The sequence below is a fragment of the Paenibacillus sp. B2(2019) genome (assembly GCF_008370385.1).
Taxonomy (GTDB): Bacteria; Bacillota; Bacilli; order Paenibacillales; family Paenibacillaceae; genus Paenibacillus_AQ.
Genome location: NZ_VTZR01000002.1, coordinates 891888 through 918417, shown reverse-complemented (window position 1 = coordinate 918417; position 26530 = coordinate 891888). Strand labels below are relative to the sequence as shown.

22 protein-coding genes are annotated in these 26530 nt (G+C 41.4%); 3 read left to right on the top strand and 19 right to left on the bottom strand.

What is annotated here, in order from left to right; genetic code table 11:
- Positions 1-71 precede the first annotated feature (71 nt).
- From PAENI_RS04615 to PAENI_RS04605, 3 genes are all read right to left on the bottom strand, one after another.
- Positions 72-1265 carry a metallophosphoesterase gene (locus tag PAENI_RS04615; RefSeq protein ID WP_149644391.1) on the bottom strand — a complete coding sequence of 398 codons (1194 nt, stop codon included), beginning with the start codon at positions 1263-1265 and terminating at the stop codon, positions 72-74.
- A gap of 191 nt (positions 1266-1456) precedes the next feature.
- A complete protein-coding gene (locus tag PAENI_RS04610; RefSeq protein ID WP_081382799.1) occupies positions 1457-1867 on the bottom strand; it encodes a bacteriohemerythrin in 411 nt (136 codons plus the stop codon).
- Between the two features lie 139 nt (positions 1868-2006).
- Entirely contained in the window at positions 2007-2876 is an 870-nt protein-coding gene (locus PAENI_RS04605) for a cation diffusion facilitator family transporter (protein ID WP_149644390.1), read from the bottom strand.
- 307 nt (positions 2877-3183) lie between these two features.
- Between PAENI_RS04605 and PAENI_RS04600 the strand changes: the two genes are divergently transcribed.
- On the top strand, positions 3184-4542 hold the full coding sequence (locus PAENI_RS04600) for an outer membrane protein assembly factor BamB family protein (RefSeq protein ID WP_149644389.1): 1359 nt from the start codon (positions 3184-3186) through the stop codon (positions 4540-4542).
- A gap of 43 nt (positions 4543-4585) precedes the next feature.
- Here the strand turns inward: PAENI_RS04600 and PAENI_RS04595 are convergent, their stop codons facing one another.
- Entirely contained in the window at positions 4586-5089 is a 504-nt protein-coding gene (locus PAENI_RS04595) for a ferritin (protein ID WP_042127399.1), read from the bottom strand.
- 96 nt (positions 5090-5185) lie between these two features.
- Positions 5186-5395 (bottom strand): hypothetical protein, encoded by a 210-nt coding sequence (locus PAENI_RS32495; RefSeq protein ID WP_262495496.1) that lies wholly within the window; start codon positions 5393-5395, stop codon positions 5186-5188.
- A 49-nt stretch (positions 5396-5444) separates the two neighbouring features.
- Between PAENI_RS32495 and nagZ the strand changes: the two genes are divergently transcribed.
- On the top strand, positions 5445-6515 hold the full coding sequence (gene nagZ, locus PAENI_RS04590) for a beta-N-acetylhexosaminidase (protein ID WP_262495495.1): 1071 nt from the start codon (positions 5445-5447) through the stop codon (positions 6513-6515).
- An 18-nt stretch (positions 6516-6533) separates the two neighbouring features.
- Here nagZ and PAENI_RS04585 read toward each other — a convergent pair whose 3' ends face one another.
- From PAENI_RS04585 to PAENI_RS04535, 11 genes are all read right to left on the bottom strand, one after another.
- Positions 6534-7622 carry an efflux RND transporter periplasmic adaptor subunit gene (locus PAENI_RS04585; RefSeq protein WP_149644387.1) on the bottom strand — a complete coding sequence of 363 codons (1089 nt, stop codon included), beginning with the start codon at positions 7620-7622 and terminating at the stop codon, positions 6534-6536.
- Positions 7623-7652: 30 nt separating this feature from the next.
- Positions 7653-9035, bottom strand: a complete 1383-nt coding sequence (locus PAENI_RS04580) for an ABC transporter permease (RefSeq protein ID WP_188114473.1) — start codon at positions 9033-9035, stop codon at positions 7653-7655.
- Positions 9025-9744, bottom strand: a complete 720-nt coding sequence (locus PAENI_RS04575; protein WP_149644386.1) for an ABC transporter ATP-binding protein — start codon at positions 9742-9744, stop codon at positions 9025-9027. The genes PAENI_RS04580 and PAENI_RS04575 overlap by 11 nt, the downstream gene beginning before the upstream one ends.
- 39 nt (positions 9745-9783) lie before the next feature.
- Entirely contained in the window at positions 9784-12369 is a 2586-nt protein-coding gene (locus tag PAENI_RS04570; protein WP_149644385.1) for a hypothetical protein, read from the bottom strand.
- A 136-nt stretch (positions 12370-12505) separates the two neighbouring features.
- Positions 12506-13840, bottom strand: coding sequence for a hypothetical protein (locus tag PAENI_RS04565; RefSeq protein ID WP_149644384.1), 1335 nt, complete (start codon positions 13838-13840; stop codon positions 12506-12508).
- Positions 13837-14925: a DUF58 domain-containing protein gene (locus PAENI_RS04560; protein ID WP_149644383.1), complete on the bottom strand. Its 1089-nt coding sequence runs from the start codon at positions 14923-14925 to the stop codon at positions 13837-13839. Before PAENI_RS04560 ends, PAENI_RS04565 begins: the two co-directional genes overlap by 4 nt.
- A 3-nt stretch (positions 14926-14928) precedes the next feature.
- Positions 14929-15906: an AAA family ATPase gene (locus PAENI_RS04555; protein ID WP_149644382.1), complete on the bottom strand. Its 978-nt coding sequence runs from the start codon at positions 15904-15906 to the stop codon at positions 14929-14931.
- A gap of 139 nt (positions 15907-16045) precedes the next feature.
- The gene (locus tag PAENI_RS04550) at positions 16046-17134 is read right to left on the bottom strand and encodes a GerAB/ArcD/ProY family transporter (protein WP_149644381.1); all 1089 of its coding nucleotides are present in this window, start codon (positions 17132-17134) and stop codon (positions 16046-16048) included.
- Between the two features lie 20 nt (positions 17135-17154).
- The gene (locus tag PAENI_RS04545) at positions 17155-18309 is read right to left on the bottom strand and encodes a Ger(x)C family spore germination protein (RefSeq protein ID WP_149644380.1); all 1155 of its coding nucleotides are present in this window, start codon (positions 18307-18309) and stop codon (positions 17155-17157) included.
- The gene (locus PAENI_RS04540; RefSeq protein ID WP_149644379.1) at positions 18306-19748 is read right to left on the bottom strand and encodes a spore germination protein; all 1443 of its coding nucleotides are present in this window, start codon (positions 19746-19748) and stop codon (positions 18306-18308) included. Before PAENI_RS04540 ends, PAENI_RS04545 begins: the two co-directional genes overlap by 4 nt.
- A gap of 159 nt (positions 19749-19907) precedes the next feature.
- Positions 19908-20768, bottom strand: a complete 861-nt coding sequence (locus tag PAENI_RS04535) for a DUF421 domain-containing protein (RefSeq protein ID WP_076298929.1) — start codon at positions 20766-20768, stop codon at positions 19908-19910.
- Between the two features lie 208 nt (positions 20769-20976).
- On the opposite strand from PAENI_RS04535, the gene PAENI_RS04530 reads away from it, so the two are divergent.
- A complete protein-coding gene (locus tag PAENI_RS04530; RefSeq protein WP_036678243.1) occupies positions 20977-21183 on the top strand; it encodes a DUF1657 domain-containing protein in 207 nt (68 codons plus the stop codon).
- Between the two features lie 85 nt (positions 21184-21268).
- On the opposite strand, the gene PAENI_RS04525 is transcribed toward PAENI_RS04530, so the two are convergent.
- From PAENI_RS04525 to PAENI_RS04515, 3 genes are all read right to left on the bottom strand, one after another.
- Complete coding sequence (locus PAENI_RS04525) at positions 21269-23017, bottom strand: sensor histidine kinase (RefSeq protein ID WP_149644378.1); 1749 nt, start codon at positions 23015-23017, stop codon at positions 21269-21271.
- A gap of 16 nt (positions 23018-23033) precedes the next feature.
- Positions 23034-24620 carry a response regulator transcription factor gene (locus PAENI_RS04520; protein WP_042187852.1) on the bottom strand — a complete coding sequence of 529 codons (1587 nt, stop codon included), beginning with the start codon at positions 24618-24620 and terminating at the stop codon, positions 23034-23036.
- Between the two features lie 168 nt (positions 24621-24788).
- Complete coding sequence (locus PAENI_RS04515; RefSeq protein ID WP_143759369.1) at positions 24789-26474, bottom strand: extracellular solute-binding protein; 1686 nt, start codon at positions 26472-26474, stop codon at positions 24789-24791.
- Between the last annotated feature and the right edge of the window lie 56 nt (positions 26475-26530).

Here is a 26530-nt window from a genome sequence, read left to right as displayed (position 1 = left end):
AAAAAGAAGCTGCCTCAGCTCGCAGAAAAATTCTACGGATTCGGGCAGCCTCATATCATTAAATATTTCTTTTAGATTAACACCGTCTTTGTAGACACGGCTTCTTCACTGTATTGTTTAGTCCCTTCTAACACCACTTCAAGCTTAATAATCTCCGAACGGCTAGCTAAACGGATTGGAGGTCCCCAAGTCCCATAACCAGAGGAAACAACGACATGCATTTTATCCTTGCGGAGGTAGCCCCAGTCCAGTTCGAACAACCGCTTGGTGATCCAGTGATTAGGAGCAATCTGTCCACGGTGCGTATGACCTGAGAGTAGAATATCTACGCCTTCTTGGGCAGCGACATCAAATCCGGTAGGCTGATGATCCATCATGATCACAGGACGCGTCAGATCGAGGCCATTCAATAAGGAGTTTACGCTTAATCTACCTCCGGCTTCCATCGTCTCGGCAGTCTTATCTTTTCGACCTACAATATAAGTTCCCGCCACTTCTTCAACCTCATCCTGTAGGACTTTAATGCCTATGCTACTCATTAAATCTGTATATTCCTTAATCGAACCACCGTAATATTCGTGATTGCCCAGTACTGCGTAGACACCATGGCGTGCTTTTAGCTGCTTTAGCTGTTCACTCATACTATTGCGAATAAAAGGCTCAATACTATCGTCAAGTACATCCCCAGCCAGCAAAATCACATCAGGCTTCATAGCATTCATTTGTGCAACCATTTTTTTGAGATGCCGATTGCCGACGATATTTCCTAAATGCAGATCGGATGCAACCGCGATGGTAAGTGGCGTACTAGTTCCGATAGATTTATCAATGGGAATAGGATGGGTACGAATTACTGTACTCCAAGCGTTGATCGAACCCCAGACTAGAAAAACAACCAGTAATATTAGCAATGTACCACCCGCTTCTGAGACGTAGTGCGTTCGATCGACACCCATCCAGCCCAGCAGCACATATAACAGATCAGCTAATGGCAACATGATAATAGCGAATTCCATGCAAGCTAGATAATACGACCCAATCACCTTAAAGAATCTGGCTAACGGCTTCACTATTGTAGGCCAAGGTATCATTCCAACGGCATACGCAAAGGCAACAAGCAGGAATAATGTCCAGAACAGAACAGAGGAAGCACCTGAGAACCATTCATGGACAAGCAGCCAACCGTGATACCCAATGTAAAAATTAACAAGGCCCAGAATAAGCAGCATAGCAAACCCTGAAGCTAACATTCGTAATGTTTTCATCGTTCCACTCCCCTTTACCATACTAACTCTATACGTCTTATCTCAAATCATAACACAAACCGTTAACCCAGTATAAATTACGATGCTGTCTTCGGAAAATGGATCAAATAACGCACTACAATTCTTTAACACATTCCCCGTCAAAAAAAAAAAAGAAAATGCCCGTCGGCATCTTCGTTGGAGGTCTTCAATTATACTGCTCTATCACGCGTGGCCATACATTCGCCAATTAGCTTATCGCATTTATTAATGTGATTCAGAAGCCAATCGGTTAACGTACGGTTAAGCTTAATCGTCGAGAGAACGGAGACTCCCTTGGTTTTAATCGTTTCTTCTAATTCAAGAACGGCTTTTACAAAATTAGCGTGCGTCTTACGATGTTCCGCCAATTCAGGAAAATCGATCTCTTCCATCAATTGCTCTTCATTGCTAAAATGCTCGATGGTATATTCCTTCAAGAATTTGAGCGTTTCTTCGATCTTCTCTTTCCCCTGCTGCTTACTGCAAGCATCAAAAAATTCATTCAATTTCGCCAGCAACTGTCTGTGCTGACAGTCTATTTTCTCAACACCGATATCATAAGAATCCTTCCATTCAATCACGAAATCACCATTCCATTTCCTGAAATTAACATATCGATAAATACAACTAATTCTCCACCTTTCCGCACAAAAGATCTATTAACAACATCACAGGGAAAATCCCATATCCATCCAAGCAAAGTCACATCTATATCCTTTTCTACTTCAATACAGGTTCTATGTGGACAAGCACATTTGAAACTTGGTGCCGATCTTTCAATTGTTCTTCAATTTCTTCCGTAATATCATGGCTCTGCACCACACTAAGCTCGGAATCTACTAGTACAGTTGTATCAACTAGCACGTTATTCCCGTGGATGCGAGCTTTAATATCTTTAATGGATTGCACACCGTCAATTTCAGCAACGGTTTCTTTCATGAGTTCAAGCTCTTCCGCATCAAAACCATCCGTTAAGTCATGTGTAGCTTTACTAAAGATATCCCATGCCGTCTTGCAGATAATCAGGCCGACAATAATCGCTGTAAGCGGATCAAGCCATGGAATTCCAAATCCAGAAGCCACAATTCCGACAAAAGCACCTATGCTAACTAAAGCATCTGATCGATTATCTAGTGCTACTGCTCGCATAGCGTTACTATTAATAGAGCGGGCCAGTCTAATGTTATACATATATACGCCCATCATTATCACAGCACAAAAAACTGCCGTCCAGGCTGCTATAAGATCTGGACTTTCCAGTTCGGGTTGAATAAATTTGTTCACGCCCTGGTACAGCACTTGAAGCCCTACAACGATCATAATAAATGAAGCAATTAAGGATGCCACGGTCTCTGCTCTGAAATGCCCGTAGCTATGATTGGAATCCGGCGGTCTCCTGGAGATCTTAAGACCGATTAGTATGGCGATAGAAGCGATAATATCAGTACTGTTGTTCAGGCCATCTGCAAGTAGCGCTTGAGATCCCGCAACCGTACCAATAAACAGTTTGATGGCGGATAGGAATATGTAGGCAACTATGCTTAGCCATGCTCCTTTTTCACCTTGTTTGATGTCGTTGTAATTTTCCAAAAAAAAGAACCCCCAAAGAATAGTATTGTTCTATACTACACTCCGAGATTCGGGTGGGTCTAGAGAAACAGTGTTGCTAAGAGGCGTAATAGTTCCCTCCGTCAAATAGAGTTGCTAGGTCATAACTGTTTTGCGGAGCGTAACATAGTTTGCCTTAGTTCAACTTTAAGTATTATAATTCTCGCTTAAACGCTTACTGTCCTTAAAAAAAGCCGTAGGCGTTTATGCTTGTTCTACAGAAGTAGTAACTTTTTGCCATTTATAATGTCTAATTATAGTAATCACTATTTTTGAGGAGCGTGAAACGATGATTCAGTCTTTGCACAAGACAATGATTAAAGTTTTAGCTGTTACATGCATTGCATCCCCAATAGCTTACAACGGATCGTTATCCGACATTTCCGCGGAACAAGCAGTTATAAGTACAAGCAATCCCTATTACAATGAAGTCAAAGCACCTATTCTTGTACCTGTATGGTCATCACCGCTTGCCATCTTAAAAGAAGATAGAATCACTGGGCAGAACGTTACAGCCCTTGCCGAGAATGGGAAAGTCTTTGCCTTGCAGCAGAATGAAAAACTAGTCGCATTGAATGCTACAACAGGAAAAAAAATGTGGGAATTCGGAAGTGCATTAGCCCCGTTGTTCACGTACAGTAATGGATTCATCTATGGTTTGACTAAGAATGGCTCTCTATATGCCGTTAATGAAGCAGGTAAAAAAGCGTGGTCAGCTTCATTATCACTACCTAAAGCCACCAGTATACAACGGTTAGGTTCTACCATTTATGTAACACAAGAGAGTCAATTCGCAGCTGTCGATGCGGTCAGCGGGAAGATTAAATGGAAGGCTGCGGAGGAGAGTAATAACTTTACAGGCTTATCGGAACTTATGGAAACGGATGGGGTTGTTATTCGAAGTTATCTCTCACAGGGAGCATTAACAACTGCCGCACTTGCCGCTTATGACAGTCTGACAGGAAAAAAACTATGGGACCATACCCGTCAATGGTGGCCACTAGCAGTAAAGGACTGCCTCCTCTACTCCATTACCAATACGTTAATGATGGATGATGACGCTGTGAATCGTAATGTTAAAGTTTCTGTATTCAACGTAAAAACGGGTGAACTTAAAGGAGAACGTTTATATAAATGGACAGATACCGAGAATAAAGATGGAGCATTCACATTTGGTGGTGTAAATGGGACCGCATTCTTGGACGGAAATGACTTCTATATTTTTCAGGGCAAAAAGCTTGTGAAATATGATTTCTGGAATTACTCAGCGGAAGGTAAGCCAGTTCAAACCTGGACTTCTATGGCAAAAGAGAAAGATTATCCTCTAAACCAAGTCCATCAGCAAAGAATGTTATATTCCAATTATGATACAGGTACGTTATCCGCACTCAAACTTGGAAATGGTCAGGCGGTAGTCCTCAATAATGGTGAGAATCCTGTAGTTCAGACGGATCTTTTTGGAAATGTGGTTTATAGCGGACAATCAGATGGCCTATTTCACGCTTATGACATGTTGACGTTGAAGCCTATTTTTACCGTGAAGACAGGATCTCGGAACTTTGCCCCTTCACTTAAAACTGGAGGCATGCTGATCATCCGAACGGATAATAAGCTGCTAGCTATTAAACTGCCTTCATCAATTAAATAAAAAAAGCCTGATTTCTCAGGCTTCTGATCTAAAGTAACTTTACTTACTCAGCAGGAGCTGTAAAAGTACGTGCAGCAAATTCAGCATCCAGCATGTAGAAGGCGTTGCTATCTTTATCAATTCGTTTCAGTTTACTAATGATGTTGCTAAAGAGCGCTTCCTCTTCTACTTGCTCGTCAATAAACCATTTCAAGAAATAGATCGTTGCATGTTCACGCTCATCCAGCGCCAAGTCAGCTAAATGATAGAAGCGTTTCGTGTTTTGTTGCTCATGCGCGAATGCATGTTCAAAAGCATCCAGCATCGAAGAGTATTCGTTCTTTGGCTCTGGTAGAGCTTCAAGTGTCGCCCGATTATCGCGATCATTAAGGAACTTATAGATTTTCATGGCATGGAATCGTTCTTCTTCTGCTTGAATTAAGAAAAAGTTTGCGAATCCATCGAGACTTTCACCGGAACAATAGGCTGCCATAGCTAGATAAACATGAGCGGAATAAAACTCGAAATTCATCTGTTCATTAAGTGCGTTTACTAATCCATCTTTCATTTGACCGTCACCTCATAATTCAATTTTAATATGTAAAGATTTAAGTTCATCTTATCACCGTGTATCTAAGTCAGCAAGGATTCATCCTTCTGACATCTAAATAAGCAACGAAGGGACGACTATTCTAATGACCAAATTTACACGCAACATCCTTAGACCTACATCCTCTGCTAGCTTTTTAATGGCTTCTGCTATGGTATCTATGCTTCTGTTAACTAGCTGCTCCAATAGCATTAACAGCTCCCAAGCTGCCGCTACAAATCCGCCGACTGCCGAATCCACATCTTCACCTGTTACCAGTTCCACAGCAGCTCCCTCCTCAGAGAGTGATCCAATTGCTATTCAGGTTTCCAGTATGAGCCTTGAAGAGAAAATTGGACAAATGCTCCTTGTTGGCATCGACGGAACCGTTCTGGATGATCAAGCAAAAAGGATGATTGCCGAAGACAAAGTCGGTGGAATCATCCTTTATAAGAACAATATTCAAGATCTGAAGAGTATGGTCAGCCTTGTTAATTCCATGAAAGAGAGCAACAGCGGCAACCCTGCCCCCTTATTTATGAGTATCGATCAGGAAGGTGGAAAAGTCAGCCGGATGCCCAAGGAGTACGCTTCCTTCCCCTCTAATGGAAAGGTCGGTACCCGTAAGGATCCTAATGCTGCCGAAATGATGGGCAAGCTGCTCGCTAGAGAAGTATTGTCAGCAGGATTTAATATGAACTTCGCTCCCGTCCTTGATATCAATAGCAATCCAGATAATCCTGTAATTGGAGATCGCTCTTTCGGCAACTCCGCTGAACTAGTCAGTACACTAGGGATCGCCGAAATGAAAGGTATTGAGAGCGAAGGTGTTGTTCCGGTTGTCAAACATTTCCCTGGTCACGGTGATACTTCCGTCGACTCCCACCTTGATCTGCCGATTGTGAAAAAGACCGCTGCAGAGCTCGCTGAATTAGAATGGCTCCCTTTTCAAGCGGCGATTAAAGAGGGAACCGACGCCGTTATGGTCGCTCATATTTTGTTTCCTAAGCTTGATGCTGATAAACCAGCATCTTTATCCAGTAAAATAATTGGTGATCTGCTTCGTGGAGACATGAAATATCAAGGACTCGTAATCACAGATGACCTAACTATGGGTGCAATCATGAAGAATTACGACCTTACCACAGCAGCGTTAGATACTATAAATGCAGGCAGTGATATCTTACTTATCGCTCACGGCTATGATAATGAGAAACGGGTATTAGAATCGCTTCTGGACCATGTAAAAAAAGGTAAGATACAGGAATCACGGATTGATGAGAGCGTCTATCGGATTTTAGCATTGAAAGCTAAATATAATCTATCCGACGAGCCAGTTCCGGTTCCTGACCTTACCGAGCTAAATAAAGATATTAAATCTTGGCGACTCACGATTGAGAAATAGGCTTAGGTCTATTTCAATCTATTGAAGCACAACAACATCTCCAACCTTTAACCCTGAGACGGCCTCTGTTTTGTCAGCCGTCTCCATGCCCACTTTGATATCTCTTCGTTCATACTGCCCATCACCTTTATCCAGCATCACGTAGGAGAGATCTCCTTCATGCATTACAGCGATGCTGGATACAACGATGGCATTTGCTTTACGGACCGTTTCAATTTCTCCGCTCAAGCTAAGTCCACCAATCAAGTGCTCATCAGACTGCAATGAGATTACCACTTCAAATTGTGGAACCGAAGTAGCAGTAGTATTTTGACCTGAAGCCGTCTTAGCAAATTTGGATACCTTAGTTACCTCTCCAGATAGCTTTGAATCTTTTAAAGCTGTCATTTTAACATCAACTTTCATTCCCGTCTTAATACGGAAGACATCTTGTTCACCTACAAGAGCAATGAATTCAAGCTTGTTCATATCTACAATTTTGCCGATGTATTGATTATCTGTCACTGTTTGCGGTATTTCACTCGCACTGTCAAATAGAAAAACACCAGTTGCCGGAGCATAGAAGAGGGCCGTTTTAATCTTGGCCTTCTTTTCTTTTAATTCACGAGCCTGTATTTCAGCATTTACTTGGTTAAGCTCATCTCCTAACCGAGCTGTTTCTTGGGCTGCGAGGGCTTTTATACGTTCGGCTTCTGTTGCTCCGAGAGCTGCATTCTCCTGGTCCTGCTGACTAACAAATTCATTTAATTCCGCTTCTAGCTGTGCCTTTCGGATGGTCGCCTCCGATGTAGCAATCTCATTCTTTAAGGCTTCCTGATCGAGGGTAAACAGCAAATCCCCCTTCTTTACTTGCCCACCGTTCTCAACCTTCCATTTTGTTACTTTAGAAGCATATGGTGCATATACAAGTGTTTCTTGCTCATATCGTGAATTCCCCTTAACCTGAATGGAGTTCGTGATGGTTTCCTGTGTCACTTCAAAAGTTATCGCTTGTGGTGGTTCAATAGGTTCTAGCTGTGCCTCAGTTTTATACATCTTGCTGTATACAAAATAACCCGCTGCAATAATGATCAATACCAATACAATCCACTTGATTCTCCTCTTCATCACTTCTGCTTCCTTTCAACTTAAAAATAGCTAATCCCGTTTTATCGCCGTGAGCGCATTTGTTCTGGACGCGCTTATCGCCGGATAAATTCCCGATAGTACTCCTGTCATCACTGCAAATGCAATGCCAATTGGAAGGGTCATCAGAGGAATAGTGATAACCAAGGGTTCACCACCCATTCCCATGCCTCCTGTGGTACCAATGAGCTTATTTATGCCAAACACAATCAAGTACGAAAAGCCTATGCCGAGTAGCCCCCCCAGCATCCCGAGCAATGCCGCTTCTGTAATGAACATATTTCGGATCTGCCCCATATTAGCGCCTAACACTTTCATAATACCGATCTGCCGACGACGCTGATGGGTGGACATGGTCATTGCAACGATGATCGAGATCGAAGCAATAATTAGAATAAATATACCAATACCAAGCGCTGCTTTCTTGAACATGCTGAATGTAGAAGCCATCGCCTCTTTTTGATACAAATTCGTACTTGTATTTAGTGTAAGTTTCTGGATAAGCTTCTCCACTTGCACAATGTTGTCCGTACTGTCGACTTTTACAATGGCGGAGTTGTAGACATCCTTCTGCCCAGCAGTTCCATTCATTAGTTTCAGTTGTTCAACCAGACGCTCACCAGTCTCTAGCGAGACGTAAATCTTCTTGTCGTACATCGCCATATCAGGGTTCCCCGCACTATCCAATATCCCAACAATTTGAATGGGTGAGCTGATTAGGGACTGTCCAGTTTCAGAAGCAGGGCCATACGATTGTAATTGAACCTGTTGTTTGAACATATCCGACGGAAGCATGCTTAAACTGTTGTACTGTTCCATTATTTTATTATTGTAAGGATCAGTATTAAGTTGTTCAAAAAGACGTTGCCGAGTCTCGACATCAATCAATCCTACAGTTGCTCCATAGTTTAGTACTGCCATACCAACCGAATCAGAAGGACCACCCTGCTTGAATTTATGGTCATATTTCGTTAGTAGTCGAAGATCGGTTCCAATTAGCTGTACGTCGGTAACCTTATTATCGATAGTAGTCATTTGTAGGTAGGCAAGCTCTTGAAAAGGTGCTGCTGCGGTAACATGCCGCAGGCCTTGAACAATTTTCAGCTTCTGGGCCGTTAGCCTGCCGGGGTCGAGCTTTGCATCAGAGGCAGAGGCTCCTTTTCCTTCTCCGCCCCCTTGTGAAGGGATACCGCTGTTCGGAGTCACTGTAATTTCATCCATTTTGAAATTCCGATTAATTTCCCTCTCCGTATAGCTTTGCGCGGAATCTCCTATACTTAAAGCAACAATAATAGCAGCACAACCAATCGATATACCAGCCATACAAAGACCTGTGACAACTTTCCGTCGTTTGACTTGTTCCCAAGCCAAACGTGAAATATCACTAATCCTCAATGAGTTTACCCCCTTCGAGTTCTGTATCCGAAGAAGTTTGTTTCTCAGTAATCATATATCCATCCTGAAGCGTGAAGATACGTTGCATTTGTTCCGCAACTTGGATCTCGTGAGTTACAACGATGAATGTGGTCTTCATCTTCTTGTTCAGGTTAAGCAGGATATTGATAATTTCCTCTTCTGTCTTCGAGTCCAGGTTTCCAGTCGGTTCATCTGCGAAAATAACAGACGGCTCCGTGATCAAGGAACGTGCGATACTGACCCGCTGCTGCTGTCCACCAGACAGCTGAGAAGGGAACAGGTCGGCTTTATCCGGAATGCCGACCTGTTCCAGCAAGGCCAGAGCTTTTTGCTTACGTATTGATGGTGAGACGGATTGGAACACTAGCGGCAACTCTACATTTTCACGGACAGTCAAGCTAGTAATCAGTTCATAAGCTTGAAAGATAAACCCGATATGCTTCCTACGAAATTCAGATAGCTTGTTTTCGCTCATCTTCACAATATCTTGGTCAGCAATGTAAATGTGGCCTTCCGTAGGCTTCATCAGACCTGCCATCAGGTTCAGCATGGTTGACTTACCGGAACCCGAGCTCCCCAGTAATGCAACCATCTCCCCCTTTTTCACAGAAAAATCTATTTGATGAAGGACTGCCGTCGTTTCATTACCATTCTTAAATGAATGCGTTACATTTTCCACTCGCAACATTGGAGCTGCTCCTTCTCGTACATTAATAGATATGAATTCCTACTTCTCAGTTACTGTTCTATCAATCTTTATGCTATATGCCTGGCTGGCCAGCTCGATCCGTTCTCCTTGGAACTCATCATACAGTGTGATTCTGTAGGCGCCACCTGACAAGTTTTTATACATATTATTGGTAAATGTTGCAGTATAGGAGTTGTTATTCCCTTCAAGAAGTTCAGTACCGATGTTCAAGCTTCGTTCCTGTGATAGACCATATGGATCTGTCATTTTGAGCACCAGCTTATGAGTGAAGGTTCCCATGTCATAGGTACTGTCACGAAGTAAGTTGTAATTCATTACGATATCTATAGTGTTACTGCCCTGCATCGATCGCCCTTCCGAACTCAGAACAGACATTGTGTACGGATATAGCGCAACCTTCGTCAAGTTATTCTCCGGTGGAGTAGAAACTGGATTTAGACTCAATGAAGCAATGTTAATGAATCCCGTTGGTTCCTGACCAGGTTCAGACAGCTTATTCCCAGTAATTCCTGGACCTAGATACATGCTTACGTCTGATGGAATAACGGATTTAGGCAATTTTGCCCAGTACGTTATTAATTGCTTACCACCAGGTGTAGCTGAAGTATCTGGCTGATTCACTGTAGCTTCGAATAGCTGGCCATCTCCCGTTTTAAAGTAACCCTGAAGGCGAGCCATTTTGCTTTGTCTTTTTTCCTCACTGCTAAGCAGTAGCTCTGTATATACAATATTAGAATTGAGACCTTCATAAATAATTGTTTTGTTCTCTTGAACACTAGCGTTCTTGCCTTTACCAGTGATTGCATAACTTCCCCCACGTTCAATAGTCGCTACAGCATTCATCGTACTGTTCGTGCTAAGCGACAGGAACGAGCTCTTCTCTTCTTTTACCGTTGTAAAGAGGTTCACTTTTAATTTATCGAACTCTTGCGTGTAAGGGATTTTGGCAAATACATAGATTTCCGCATTTTTTCCTGGTGCAATCGTCGAGGTTTCCTTGTCCATAAACAGTTCTGTAGAAGAAGACACATCGTCATTGTCTACTTGCACAGATCCTTTTAATTCTGGAAGTGTTAAAGCCACCGATTGCGAATTCTTAATATTTATTCTAGCAACAACGATGTCATCATCTTTCCAAGGAAAGCGCTGCAAAGACAGCAAGTTATAAGTGAACGAACCATATTCATTGGATGCACTATACTCCACGCCCTTTTGAACCTCTGGCCGAAGTGTATAGGAAATTGTGTAGTAAGCAATTGGTACTGTCAGCTTAGCTGTATTACCCGTACTGACATTATTCCCTTCAGATCCTGTTCCCTCACCTGTACTGCCCGTATCTGTATTAGCTGGAGCTGAAACAGCCTCTATCATTTGCAATTGCAGCGAACTCTGCTCAACCTCAAGCGGAATTTGTGCGGTAAGTGGAATGATTTTTTCTTCCAAAGGTTTTATGGTTAAGCCGCTCAATCCCTTCGCATTGATCGGAAAGGTTGTCCCTGTTGAAGATTTGACGGCAAGCTCATACGTTGGCAACGTAACGGCCGTCTTCCCTACATTTTTCACACGAAGCTGGAAGGTCCAAATCCCTTTATTATTCTCAGCGTATACGTTTGCGTTGTTTAACTGAGTTTCTATCGGATTATTATTAATGGTGATTTTCTTGGTCACACCTTTACCTACCACCAAATTAGGGGTTGTAGCTGCCGGTAGCTTGTACGAGGATTTAGCGATCTCAAGCTTCAGTGCTTCATCTTTTTGCGTAAATTGCAGCTTCATATTATCCGTCTTCATATAAGGAGGAATCTCGGCAAGATAATAGATAGTCTTCTTCTCCTGCGGCTGAATCTTGTAACTAATCTGAGAACGATCAAGTGCTAATTCATACGAACTGCCACCTGCAGAGAGTAAATAAGCCGCATAACCCGGATCACTGAGTACCTTACTGCCCTTATTGGTCAGGCTTATACCCACCTTGGCATAAACTTTCCCATTATATTTATAGAGCTCCAAGGACTCACTTTTGGCGATGACAGGAATGTCATTCATTGTGGTGCTAACATTTTTTCCATTTACAGCAGTTGGGGAATAATTAGCTGGTACAGTAAAACTTCCTGCATGCTTTAAATAACCTTTGGTTTTGGAATCCCATACATACATGGGAATCTTAATCCCTTTTAACGAATTGGTCTTGCCTATGTTGACGTAATATGTAACCCGCAAGCTTTCTTTAGCACCAATCTTCTTCTTAGTCGCGTCAGCGCTCAGTGGGTTACCCGGAATAACAGAACCCCCTGGCGTCGTCACTCTCGAAAAATAATACATTAGGTTCGCGTTTTTACTGCTCCCATTCGAATAATTCAGGGTATAGGTTAAAATATTTCCACCAGATTGTGACCAAATATTGACATCTTCTAATGTAGCTTTGATATTTGCTCCTAATGAAATGGAACCCAGATTACTAGGGGGTGTTACTGTCGCCGCAGCTACAGCTGGATTGGTACGAACAGCATTAGCTGGTGCCGCTGAAGCGGTATGGCCAGTCAATTGACTGATGACAAAGGTACTTAATAGTAAAACAACATATGTACTGCTATGCTTTCTCATTTACTTCCCTCCACGAATATTTTGCTAGAATTATTATAGTGGTAAGTACAAAACCAATTGTATCCATGTTGTAACACTTTTGAAGCGTTTGTAACCTATTTGTTCCTATTTGCATGAATTTGAAGAATATTCTATTCTATAATTTCAATTTATCTTTCAATGCAGCCACATCATTAGCAGAAGGTTTTTCTTCTCCATATCTAACTTTTTCATATAATTCAATCAATGAATTCGACGTATGAACCGTATGTTCTTCGCCCTTATGTTTAACCTTGTTAAGAGCAGTCCATTTTAAAATATCGTCTTCTGTTTCCTTCGGCGTAAGATAACTCTTAACTTCATAACCATGATCGTGCTTCAAATGAAGCCAACGCCGATATAACCAACGAACACGCTCCGTTTCACTATTCATCTGCTCCCAGCGGTCTTTTCGATGTCTTGGCGTAAGGCGAGTACTCCAGAAATCCTTTAGACCTTGAAGCGTTTGCTCCCATGTAAATACACTTTTTTCCTCATCAAGATAAGTTGTATTGTCCTTTGGAGTATGTTCCCTGCGCAGCATGGATAGCAAGGCATCCATGGCTCTCTTTAATTTCCCACCGGCATTTCTATACAACCACCGAAGTCCATAATAAGCTGCAACGCCCAATAACACAGCTCCAGCAACATATAAAGCAACATCTAATATAGCAGCTAGTAGACCAGGCTTTTCATCCCCAACAAAAGGTAGGTCCGGACTCGCTTGAGGCTGTTCAACTGGCGGAGGTAGCGGCTCACTTGACCCAGAGAATAAATTACTAATCCATTCGAAGAACGAGCGTACCATATTCCATAGCAGTGTCCCTATAGCTTTTCCGACTCCTGCCGCTAACACGGCCGCAACAATTCCTATTCCAATGACATAAATACGGTTATTCCTTTGTAATCCTTTTGGCAAAGCTTTACCCTCTTGTGAAAGCGTACTATATTGTAAATAGCTACTATTAGAAATAAATAATGTGAGCAATAGACACAGACTACCGCACCAGGTCAGTAGTGTAACACTTTCCTCCAAATCGGGAATTCTCCCAAAGACAATGGTCGCAACAAAATAGATTACAATACCTATCCAATACTTCTTACTGGACTGATCTCGAGAGTCAGCAGTCATTCCGAGAAAAGCGCATATAAAACCTGCGACACCTAAAGGCAGACTCTCGATAGACAGACTTCCTGCTGACAAAGCCCCAACCACCGTCCCAAGGATTAGAGCAGCCAGCAGTTGCTTCCATCTAACACTACACTGTTTTCGTAGCAAAATACCTACTAATGATATTAGTGGTATGGCAGTCAGCCACATAGGTTCAACTTGCTTGGGCAGTACATAAACCTGAAACAGAATCCATACAGGTAAAACTAATAATAGTTCCAGGATAGAGTATATCCAGAGTTTGACCGTATTCCATACGTAACCAGATAACGGAAGTTTCATGCGCTCTCACCTCCCTGTTCCGGAATATCCAGCCATTCTATACCATTGCCCAACACCAATAGGAGGTCAGCAGCCTCTTGTAATTCTGCTCCTCTATGACAGCTAATGATCAGAAAGTCTGTATCACTTATTCCACTCTCGGCCTGCAGGGCTAGCAATCGACTCATAGGAAGCGTTCTGTCTAGCTCCAGCTTAGCTAACAGCTCTAGCAAGTCTTCCAGCTCAGACATAGGCTCTGCTTCAACAGGATCTCTTTCGCCCCCGTTATCCAATCTGCCGTTACAGATAATTCCCGTCTCAATTCCATGGCGCATGGCGTATTCGGCGATAGTGGCAGCATATCTTATCCCTTGCTCGATACGCACCACATCCGTTACCGCTCTCCACATGGAATCACTGTCCTCTATATTCAAACAAATGACGAGCCTGGAATCCGCAGTGTAGTCTTTCTTATGTACCTGCATAGTCCCTGTGCGCGCTGTAGCCTTCCAGTTTATAAGTCCCATAGAATCTCCTGAGCTATACTCGCGAATACCTGCAGTCAGGAAAGGATCTTCTACGATCCATCTTTTCACTGGAAGTTCACCAAGCCAGCTATGTATCGGTAGCGGAAGATCGTCTAGATTCAGCAAATTAGGATAGACTAATAACTCTAATTGGAGAGGATACGTTTTATTTTTCCGGATCAATCCAAAGGGATCTCCAGTGGTCATGGTGACTGACTCCAAACGGTATATCCCACGCCGTTCGCAAGTTACTTGATGACGCCTTTTAATATGACGGTAAGATTTAAGAAAGAACAAGCTGACATGATTCTGGTAGATTTCACCCGTGCTAATGCCGAGATTATCTTGACTTCCAAATTCCAAGCCTCTTGCAATACTAGATTCCAGTCGAAGCCATGGTAATGGCAGAAGTTTCGCGTTAACGATCTCCTCGATCATCTCAAGTTGATCCCCTTCATAAGCGACCTTCGTTGAAAAATACCGAGTATAACTAAGCGCTTTCAGACCATTCCGTTCATAGATAACGGCAAGAAGGAACAGGAGAGCTACTGTAATAAAAATGAACCAAGGCAAAGCCATAGCTCATTCCACCTTTCCGCCTCTTAAGGACGTAACTAGTTCAGTGGGCACCTCTACCTCACGAAGCACTTGTAACACAATTTCCGCGGCCTGTCCCTCTTTTGAACCCAATCCACGATGTAGAAGCAGACGATGGGCAAGCACCGGAACAGCTACGGCTTTAATATCATCTGGTGTAACGAAAGATCTGCCTTGGATTAGAGCATATCCTTGAGATGATCTGAGCAATGCTCCACTTGCACGTGGACTCGCCCCTAGTTTTACTGCCGCAGATTTGCGAGTAGCTTCCGTAATCCGAACGATATAGGCTAGCAAATCATCACTAATACTCACGGAAGCAGCCAACCGCTGCGCAGCTTGTATATCTTGAGCGGCAGCCACAGCAAAAGTCTCTTCAAGTGGATTATTCTCACGGAAACGCTGCAAAATATGAATCCCTTCGTCAAATGAAGGATACCCTGTAGTAATCCGCATCAGAAATCTATCTAATTGAGCTTCAGGCAACGGAAAAGTACCTTGGTTATCAATCGGATTCTGAGTAGCAATAACGAGAAAAGGTGCTTCTAGGCCATGAGTCACACCATCGATCGTGATCTGCCGCTCCTCCATACATTCCAGCAGACTGGATTGTGTTCTGGGTGTTGCACGGTTAATTTCATCAGCCAACAAAATATTCGCAAATACTGGACCGGGTCTAAACTGAAATTCACCTGTCTTTTGATTATAAAAATTAATCCCGCTTAAATCAGAAGGCAGCAAGTCAGGTGTAAATTGAATACGCTTAAATGTACAATCTAAAGATTTTGCAAGGACTTTGGCTAACAAGGTTTTACCTGTACCCGGAACATCTTCCAGCAGAACATGGCCATTGGCAAGTAATGCAGTTAGTAGCAGGTCTACTCCATCCTCTTTTCCAACGATGACTTTAGCTAGATTGGTCCTAATAGATTTGATGAGTTCAGTAACTTCTTGAAGATTCATGTAAATACACCATCCAATCTGAGGAAATTATTGTAATAAGTCCTTTCATCATAACAGAAAGTGTACCCAATATATAATTCACAAGAAAAGGCCCTGCCTATTAAAAAGGCAGAACCTAAATTTCCCTTCCTATTTTCATTTACTTCGCAGTTTTATTCCGATATCGAAAGAAAGCCGTGATGGCATAATAGATCGGGATGCTCTCAACGATTAGCCAAATGACAACAATAGCATAACTATTATAGTGTTTATAATAATTGCCTATGTGTCGTGAATATAAAAAAGCTATCGTTATTGAAGCTATTGTTAAGAAGGGAATGTACATTTTTCTAGCTTTTGTATTAAACAAGCCGGATACACATCTAGAGGCTACATAGATAAGAAAAGAGCTGTGAATGAACATAGAAGACGACCATATTCCAATTAAGAGCGGATCCGAATTACCTAGCAGATTATCTTGTTTGGAGCTACGCACCAATTCAAGGAAAGGATATTGCAGTTCCTGACCCAAATGTGGACCAAAACTCATCATCGTCAGTGACCAACCAATTAAGACAGTTACTAAGACAAATATCCCCGTAAGGACTAATCTTTTCAGCATCTTCGCTTCAAGCTTCAGATCGGGCACAACAAACAAGAGGACAATCCATTCTCCAAACCATGACATGACCACAATAGAGTCCTTCAGGGCAATCCCGGGATCATGATAATGAATGAAGGCTGGCAGCATATTGAAGTCCGCATTTGGGAGAAATAAATTAAATAAAATAATCATCGTTATGAAAAAAATAATAAAAAGCCCATCCGCCATATACGCTATGGTTGTAAAGCCTAAACTTGCCGTATACATAATCACTAGCCCAATTACACATTGAATAAACAGAGGTGGAGTTCCTCTCAAATAATTAGAACCAAAGAATAGTACAAAGTTCTCAATATCATAGGATGCATAATAAACACACCAGCATATGAGCAAAAGAAGCATGAACTTGTGCGGCCATTTACCTATGATATCTTTTCCAAAGCTTACCCATGCCTGGTTAGGTCGCAGCATACCGACGCGGAAAGTAAACCACAATAATATCAACCCTAATAAAGACCCCACTATTAATGCAATCCAGCCTTGATAGGATGAAGTAGCAATTATAGTCGGAATCAAAAAAATAGTGGTTTGGGAGCTGAAGAATATAATAAAAAAACGGAACAGCTGCCATTTCGATGTTTGCATAACTTCTCCCTCTAAACGTCTTATTTTGCTGTTCCAAAATCCACAATGCTAAAATCTGTCTTCACTTTAATATCAGCCTCTTGAGCATAATAATTATCCCACCGCTCTCTAAGCTGTTTCCATTGCTTTGGATCGTTCCATTCCAGTAACAATCCGAGTTGCAGAATATCGGCACCGGCTTTTTGGGTATTACGAATAGCTTCGTTAAGATTATCAGAGACTTTCTCTTTAAGCTTCGCAATGATAATTTGGCCTAGTTCCTCTGCATCCCTATTCTTAGGGTCCCTTAAATAAATAACACTAGCTTTCCCCTTTAAATTCACTGTGAACACAGGACCTTTATCCGTTTGATTTAACTTCTTTGATGATTTTGTGCTTACAAATACAACACTTGCGGCACTTTTCCCCTCATCCCAATCGACGGAGTAAACTGCCAGCTTAAGACTGCCTGCCGCCCAAGCTAATGCCCTTCCCTCATTAAGCTTAAGAACTCCTTTCATCTTATCTTTTTGAAACAGCATTGCCCCTTGGATTCCTGCCCAGAATTCCGGCTTTCCATCTTTCGATGTTTCTTCTTTTTTACCAAATGAAAGATTGTTGATAGCAAATCCAACACCGGATGCCTCTGCATACAGGCAATCCTTAATCGTAGTTGAAAACAAATATCTCTCTGATCCAAAGTTCCTTAGTACACCTGAGGGTAGTTGCTCGTAAATAGGTGTTAAAGTATTCAACTCCTTTGCACTTCCCGGACTAGCCATAACAAAAGCGCCCTGAGGAAGACTTGGTTCTCTTGCAATCCATAATAGTAGTTCGCTGATTCCTTGTTCAGCATAGGTCTTCCCTAAGACAATTACTTTTAATTGAGCAAGACTAAGCTGACGTGTTAAGTCTTTTTGAATTAACAGCATGGCATCTGCAATCGTTCCTGCAGTCTTAGAAACGGTAGAATAAGTATTACCGTCTCCTCCACCGCCACTTGAAGGTTGTCCAGCTGCGTTGAGACGATTGGGCAAGGGTGAGTTAATCGTAATTTCAATAGTATTTGGTTCTTTGCCTTTATCGATAAACATTCCGTATACAAATGTTAGTTCATCCAGCTCAACCTTCGACGACCAACAACCTGTTATATTTAGGAGCAAGATTATAATCACTCCTATCTTCAGGATTCTCATTTCTCTTTCTGTCTCCTTTTATTCCTATCTGTATAGAGGCTGCTGCGTTTCTTCATAAAGTTTGAGGGGAAGCGTGCTAATGTATCCTTCCAGTCCTGTAACACAAGTGGGGCAACAGGTTGCAAATATGGAGCACCTAATGGCCTTAAATTAGCTAAATGTCCGTAAATCAAAAAAGCTGTAATATATACCCCTAGCAGCCCCATCGTTCCACCCATTACCAATAACGGGAAACGAAGTAGCCGGAAAGTCAGACCTAGCTCATAATGAGGAATGATATAAGTGGCAATTCCGGTAATAGAAACAACAATAACCATTGGAGCAGATACAATTCCTGCTTGGACCGCAGCCTGACCAATAACGATACCCCCAATTATTGAAACCGTCTGTCCTACAGGTTTCGGAATTCTAGTCCCGGCTTCTCTAAGCGCTTCAAAGGTAAGCTCCATAATTAAAGCCTCGGTAAGCGCTGAGAAAGGAATGTTCTCTCTCGCAGAAGCAATTGTAATTAACAGGTTTGGTGGAATGATTTGAGGATGAAAGGTTGTAATCGCTACATAAAGTGATGGAAGAATCATGGATATGATTGAGAACAGAAATCTAACAACACGAATCCAGCTTGCTGCATAAAAGCTTTGGTAATAATCCTCAGAGGATTGCAGCATGGTGAAAAAAGATGTCGGAGCGAGCATTGCAGTAGGCGTGCCATCTTGTAAGATTCCGATTCGGCCTTCCATTAAAGAAGCTGCCACCGAATCAGGACGTTCTGTATATTGAAATAACGGAAATGGCGTGAGGTTACCATCCCTTAAATATTCTGATATATAACTAATCCCTAGTATCCCGTCAATATCTATTTCATTTAGTTTCTGCTTTATCTCTTCAAGAACTTCTTTTTTGTAAAGTCCTTCAATGTAGACCACATACACATCAGTTTTTGTATATTTACCAATCGAATAATGAATGGTTTTTAGATCCGGATGTTTAATTTTATGTCGAATCAAAGAGAGATTCGTTTCAATATCTTCAATGAAAGCCTCTTGGGGACCAATCACTACAAGTTCGTTTTGTGATTCGGTCACTGATCTTTTTTGATATTGGGTAATTTCAAAATAATAAACATAAGGAAGATCCTCTATACAAAGCACTACTTTTCCAGCAACGATCATATCTACAATCTTCTGTAAATCAAATGCCTTGAGATATTGGATAGGAAAAACAATTCCTTGATCTAACCGTTCTAAAAAATTCGGCCATTCCAGCTTTGCTTCTGCTTCTGTTTTTAGTGGCAAAGCAATACTTTCATGAAGTGTCTTAGAATCGATGATGGAAGGTATATAGATCAAAAGACAGGTATGCCCATGAACAGAAATGGATTGATACACCGCATCACTGCATCCCTCCAGTTGATCTTTAATGGTTTCTAAAATTCCTGACATAGGCTGTATACCTCCTGGGTTATGACTTGCGAATCTGGCTTAGTTTGCCAATTGTTTACGAGGTTTATACTTCATACTCCATTTAGCTGTATACGAAAAAAAGAACCGATGCGAAAAACCGGTTCTTTCTTGCTTTTAGGTATGAGGTTTGTTAGCACATCAACTTTGGATTAAAGGCTTTAGCACTTTCAAAGATGCTTGCAATTGCTCTGAGCATTGTTCATACATTTTTTTAGCTTTTTCATTTTCTGTCGACAAACTGAACATTTCCAGATCAGCTTCACATTTTTTGAGCAAAGCATATAATTGTGGTTTGTCTTGTGGCTGTGGAACTTTAAAGTTGTCGGCATACAAATCGACCGTTAGCTCACCGTAAGAATCAACTTGAGCGAGAAATACATTCTCGACGGTTAGCCCCATTTTCTCTAGCGCTCCATCAAGCCAGCTGCGAGTCAGATTTAAGGTATCTAACGGTTTATCTAATACTTTCCCATCCATAATGACGGCTTGTGACTCTTTCTGTGGGGCAACCTTCACACCCAGGTCTTTTGCCGATAGAGGGAGATACTCCTTCTTAAGCAGAATATTAATCGCTCCATCAGACTCCATAATCGCAAATTCCACTTCAGATATATTGAATACATCCTTTTTACGTAGCTCTTCCAATAATTCATCTGTTGTTAAACGTTCCTTTTTCATATGATCTTCGAGTATTTTCCCGTCCTTTATAAGAACGGTGGACTTAAAGTCAATGAAGTCTCTTGCTTTTTTACTCTTCATCTGAAGCCATTCAATTCCTAAAGAACAAGCGACCCATACAATCAGTGCAATGAGTCCTAAATGCCAATACTTATCCGTATCCAAAGAAATATAGGCGGCTAAGCTGCCGACGGTTATCCCCGTAATATACTCGAAGAACGAAAGCTGCGATACTTGTCTCTTCCCCAGTAATTTAGTTAAAAAGAAAAGCACAACCACAGCAAAGAGTGTTCGTACTACAACCTCCAACCACTCCGGCATCACAATTTTCCTCCTTTTTTAAATCAACACTTGTTTAGTAATACTCATTATTTGTCAAAAAAGGTCCATTCAATCCTGAATTAGGCTACTTATTTATGGAAATCGGTTAACGTGTAAAGCTTGTATTTTTTTCCTGCATAACTAAAGTAACGGTTGAGGACAATAGGAAACGTCATGCTAGAAACTTAAAACAGAGGAGAGAAACCTAATGACAGTAGCCTCACAAGTTAAAACATGTTTATCTTCTTTAAAAGGCGCTCAAGCGAGCTTGGAGCAATTTGCACTTGAAACACAAAACGAAAGTGCAAAAACTTTATTCACAAATGCAGCTGAGCAAACACAACAAATCGTTACACAGGTTGAAAATCGGGTAACCGAATTAGAGTCAGAAGAACCTCAATACAAAGGTTTCTAACTTTCACTTGAATAATCAAAGGGGTCATTAAGCTAGTTATCGCTAGCTTAATGACCCCTTCTTTATATCATCACTGCAATATCGCTTACTTTCTTTTTTTGGCAGGAATCAGGATCTGAACCGATGTTCCAATTCCCACACGACTAAAAATACTTACGCCATACTCAGGTCCATATTGCAGTTTAATCCGTTGATCCACATTACGGACGCCATAACCTGTATTTGTATGTCCCTTAGAATCAAAAATTTGATCAATACGCTCTTGTCTGATGCCTATACCATCGTCAATGATACGGAAGAGAATATTATCGCCTTCCTTACGTCCTACAATCCGTAAATGAATGTGATCGCCGCACCAAGCATGCTTCAGCACGTTCTCTATAAAGGGTTGTAGAATCAGTTTAATGGTTTCATAAGGCCAGATCTCTGTATCAAAATCAAACATAACCTCCAAGCGGTCACCATATTTAATTTTCTGGATTTCTAAATAGGCGTTTGCTTGCTCAATTTCAGTTGGAACCGGAATCATCGTACGGCCTTCATTAAGCGTTAAACGATAAAACTTCGCTAATTCCAGTACCATCTTCTGCAGCTTCTCATTTTGACCAAACTTCGCTAATTGAATAATAGACGACAAAGTATTGTACAGGAAATGTGGGTTGATTTGCGATTGTAAGATTTCAAGCTCCGCTTCCTTCTTCTGGAGCTGAGTCAGATATACCTCTTTAATCAACATATCAATATTTTCACCCATATCATTCAGCGCGGTTGCTATCTGAGAGAATTCATCCTTCCCTCGATATTTAATACGCTTGTGAAGATCGCCTTCCCGATAGGCATTAAGCACATATACGAACTTATTAATCCGAATCGAAAAATAACGGGATATAAATATGCCTACAAAGCTAAAAACCACACAGCATATGAGACACATTAAAATAATAAACAAACGTACCTTCATTGCATCCTTTTCAAGGATTGTAATCGGAACAAGCGCGATTAATTGCCATGCTTGGTTAGCAACCATAATCGTTTCTTTAATCGTCAGGTAATCCTTATTTAGCTCGGCTTCATTAGTATAGTTCTCCGGTAGTTCACCCGATTGATACATCGTTCTTCCAAATTCGTTCTTTATAATTAAATTACTTCCTTTTCCTATCTTCGTATAATTGACACTGTCAAATAGATCTGGAATCCTTACATTAATCCGCAGGAATCCTATCTCTTTAGGCTTAAGAGGCTCGTATGTATCAATTAGTCTACGGAGCAACGAGATGCGATTATTCTCTACATCGCTCTCGATCTGCCACCATTTCATAGTTTCAGCGTATTTTTCAGTTGGAAAATCATAATACCAGGACTTACCTTCAATCCGTTTCATGTGGTAGAGATGATAAAAGCTACTATTATCCAAATAGCCCTCAAGTGAATTCGAATAGATCTCAGGGATCGATTCATTTTTTAAGAATAGCGACATCCCTATCTTCACACCTGTAGATTGAATAGCTACGTCAAGCTTCGGTAGTACCTTCTTAGACATCCGATCGTAATTTTCCCAGCCTTCCTCATAACTCCGAAGATTCCGATAAAAATCAAAATCACTGTATAATTGCGTTGATATTCGAGTAACTTCGTCCATTTTATAATCAATATTGTCACGAATCTGCAATAACGTTCCTTTAATATTCGTATTGATATGTTCGCGTAATGAATCATTATACATGGAATGAGAGACGAACCCTATCAAGGATATAGGGATAATAATAAAAAACATATACGTCAGCATTAACTTATACCCAATCGGCACATACTTATGTCTTCTTCGTATTTTCATAGAACATCATCCCCCATCACTTGTCGCGCTTACGATACTCCATAGGTGTCATACCATAAGCCTCTTTGAACTGTCTGCTGAAATAAGGGAGATACCGATAGCCTACCTTGCTAGCGATTTCATAGATTTTGCAGGTCGGATCTTTTAAAAGCTTGCCTGCTTGATCCATACGAAGCTGTGTAAGTACTTCACTGAACGTTTTCCCTGTTTCTTCTTTGAATAGATAGCCCAAATAGTTAGGGGAGAAAGAGAACTGCTGCGCAATATCTTTAAGCGTAAAGTTATCGCTCATTCTGTCCTGCATCGTTTGGATGATTTCTCTAATCAATTTATGGTTCACTGAATCTGATTTACTACGCAGGTACTCGGAGATCTCAAACGTTTTGAGTACGAGCCACGAGCGAATATCACTGATCGTATCGAATTGGTGTAAAACATCTAAACTATGTATTTCCATACCTAAAATTTCAAATAAATCCTCACTAACATCCTTTAACTGCTGATCCAGCTTCCAAATGATATACATTGCCAGATTATGAATAGTGAATTTGGATCTTAAACTACTTACAGAGCGGAATAACTTGTCGATCTCATCATAAATAAGAACTAACTCATACTCTTTCACCGCTTTAAACAGCGTATCCATACGGGTATCTAACATACGAGCATCGATCATCCCTGGTTCACTGCTAACGGTCTCATACATTATAAGATTGCCTTTGCCAATAAACATTTTTCCGTCCACAGCTTCCATAGCTTGTCGATAGGAAATATGAATCTGTTCCATAGAAAATGTAGGTTTGCCTACACCTACAGTCATTGTGACTGGAAACTTCGCACGAATCGAGGCGTAAATATCCTCAGTGAACTTTTCCATTTCCTGCTCGTTAATTAATAATGCTATCCGATAGGACGATACCTTGTAGCAATGTGGCATTCCGTGCTTCTGACCTATTCTATTCACTTCATAAAGGAAGTCCTTAGCCATTTGATGTTTAGATAGATTATCCTGTCCTTGAAGCCAGTTGAAGTAGTCAAGCTCCAAGACAGCTACACGAACAGGCCAATTCAGCTTATCCAAACCGTATGACTTCACAAGCGACAACATTCCGGCCTGGCTACCCTCTTCCCCTTCCCATTCCCCTTCGAATAAGCGTATCAACAAATCATTTTTGGCCATTGGAATCATATGCTGATAGGCTTCTTCAACATCACGGCGTTTACGTTCATCGTCTAAATCCTGCCTTACTTTCTGAAGTGCAGCAATGAGTTCACTATCATCCATTGGCTTAAGGACGTAGCTATACGCCTTTAGTGACAGTGCTTGCTTAACATAGCTAAAATCTTGGTAACCGCTTACAAATATCACGCGTATATCCTTTTTTTTCTCTATAGCAATTCGAGCCAGCTCAAGGCCCGACATATTCGGCATATTCACATCGCTTACGATAATATCAATAACATGCTGATCTAAAATATCGCACGCGGTAAACGCGTTATTTGCTGCCTCTACAACTTCCATACCAAGCTCATTCCAAGGAATAAATTGTCTCATACCTTCTAGATCCAGCATCTCATCGTCTACTAATAATACGTTGTACATCAACAAGTCCCCCTTTGAAATGCATAAATCTGTCCCTGTAAATTCTACCATTACTCTTTCCCAGTATACCATTCATAAATTTGTCTACCAGCCTATAAACAATGAGTCATCAGAATACAACGTAAAAACGAAGGCTTGCCTAGTAGCAAACCTTCGTATTACTAATTATTATTTTCCTAAAGCTTTCTTGTTTTCTGTCCATACTTTTGTAACATAATCAAGGAATTTCTCATAACCAACCTTCATGGAATCATCATGTGCTTTGTCAAGAATGGCTAATGCTTCTGCATCGGTCTTCGCATACATTGATTTCGCTCTAGCAGTTAGCCAGATATCTCTAACGCTTTGTCTGATAATACCTTCTTCACTGTCTGGAGCCGGATCCCAGTTTAGGAACTCCGTAAAGTCGCCTTGTGAAGCCCACGTTACTTCCATCTGCCAACGGTTACTAAAGTCGATCTTATCAGCTGGAAGGGTTTGCAACATCATTTTCTTCGTATTATCCAAGAAAACCGTGTTTCCTACCCAAACCAAGTCACCAGCCTTACCGCTGATTTCAGACAATGCTTCTGGCTCATTTAGATATTTATCTTTATTAAATTTAGGAGTAAGCCCATCTGCTTCAAAGCCATCCCAGTAAGCGTCTGGTCCTGGAGGGCCCCAGTTCAGAACCATAGAACCTTCTGCACCTGTCATCCAATCAAGCATTGCGAATACAGCTTCTGGATTTTTAGCGTTTTTAGTGATTGTAGCCACGTTCCATCCTAACTGATTGTACGTTCCCGGTGTGATTTTACTTTGATCCAAGCCCGGTTTGTAGATTGGTTTAATAAACATATAACCATCTTCCGGATTTTTCTTCTTCATCTCTTCATCAGCAGTAGCGAGCAACTTCATCGGATCGAATGTCGCAATCACAGCAAACTTGCCGTTCATCGCTTTCTCTCTAATTTGGTCTTCTGTTTGGGTATTCGCATCCTGTGTCATAAGCTTCTCACGCATTAATTTAGCACCAAAGACAACGGACTCACGGAACCCTTCATCTTTGTAAATGGAAGCCATTTTGTCGCCATCAGGTACAGCATATATTCTAGTATACGAAAGGTTATTCTCTTTAAAAGAGGAGAACAACTGGTCAATACCGTTACCATCTTTCGCTAAGCCCGTCTCAAACGGAATAACATCTGGGAACTTCGCTTTAACAGCATTTAAGTAAGCATACAAATCATCCGTAGTCTCTAGCTTAGGAGAACCGAGTTCTTTGTAAATTTTCTTATTGATCGCATAACCGGCATTACCGTTTGGCTGTGTTGTATAATAATTCGGCAGCTGATAGATTTTACCATCAGGAGAACGAAGCAATTCCAAATGTCCAGCTGTTAAGTACTTTTTAAAGTTTGGATATTTATCAATGTATTCATCCAAAGGAACTAGCATATCAGCTTGACGAAGACGCTCTACGTCAGCACCTTTCTCAGTCCATACAATATCCGGTAGCTCATTACCAACGATCATCGTTTGCAGCTTCTGAGCATTATTACCACCAGAGCTAATTCCAGTGACATTGATTTTCAAATTATCTAAAATCCATTTAGAAGCAGCATCTTTGCCCCATTTCGGCATTTGATACCAGCCGTAGTTTCCGTAGAATGATACTTCAAGCGGTTCTTTCCCTAACTCATACAAATCAGCCGCTGGAGCTTCAGTTGCTGTGTTAACCGCTGTTCCTCCTTCTTTCACTGGTTCAGCAGTTGCAGCTGGAGCGCTTGAATTGTTGCCACTACAACCCGCCACCACAGTCGACAATAGCAAGGTAGACAACGTTCCGAGAAGCATCTTTCTCTTAGTCTTCAATGTATTTTCCCCTTTCAATTTGTAATCTATGTTCAAAGCAATACGCTCTAAACCCC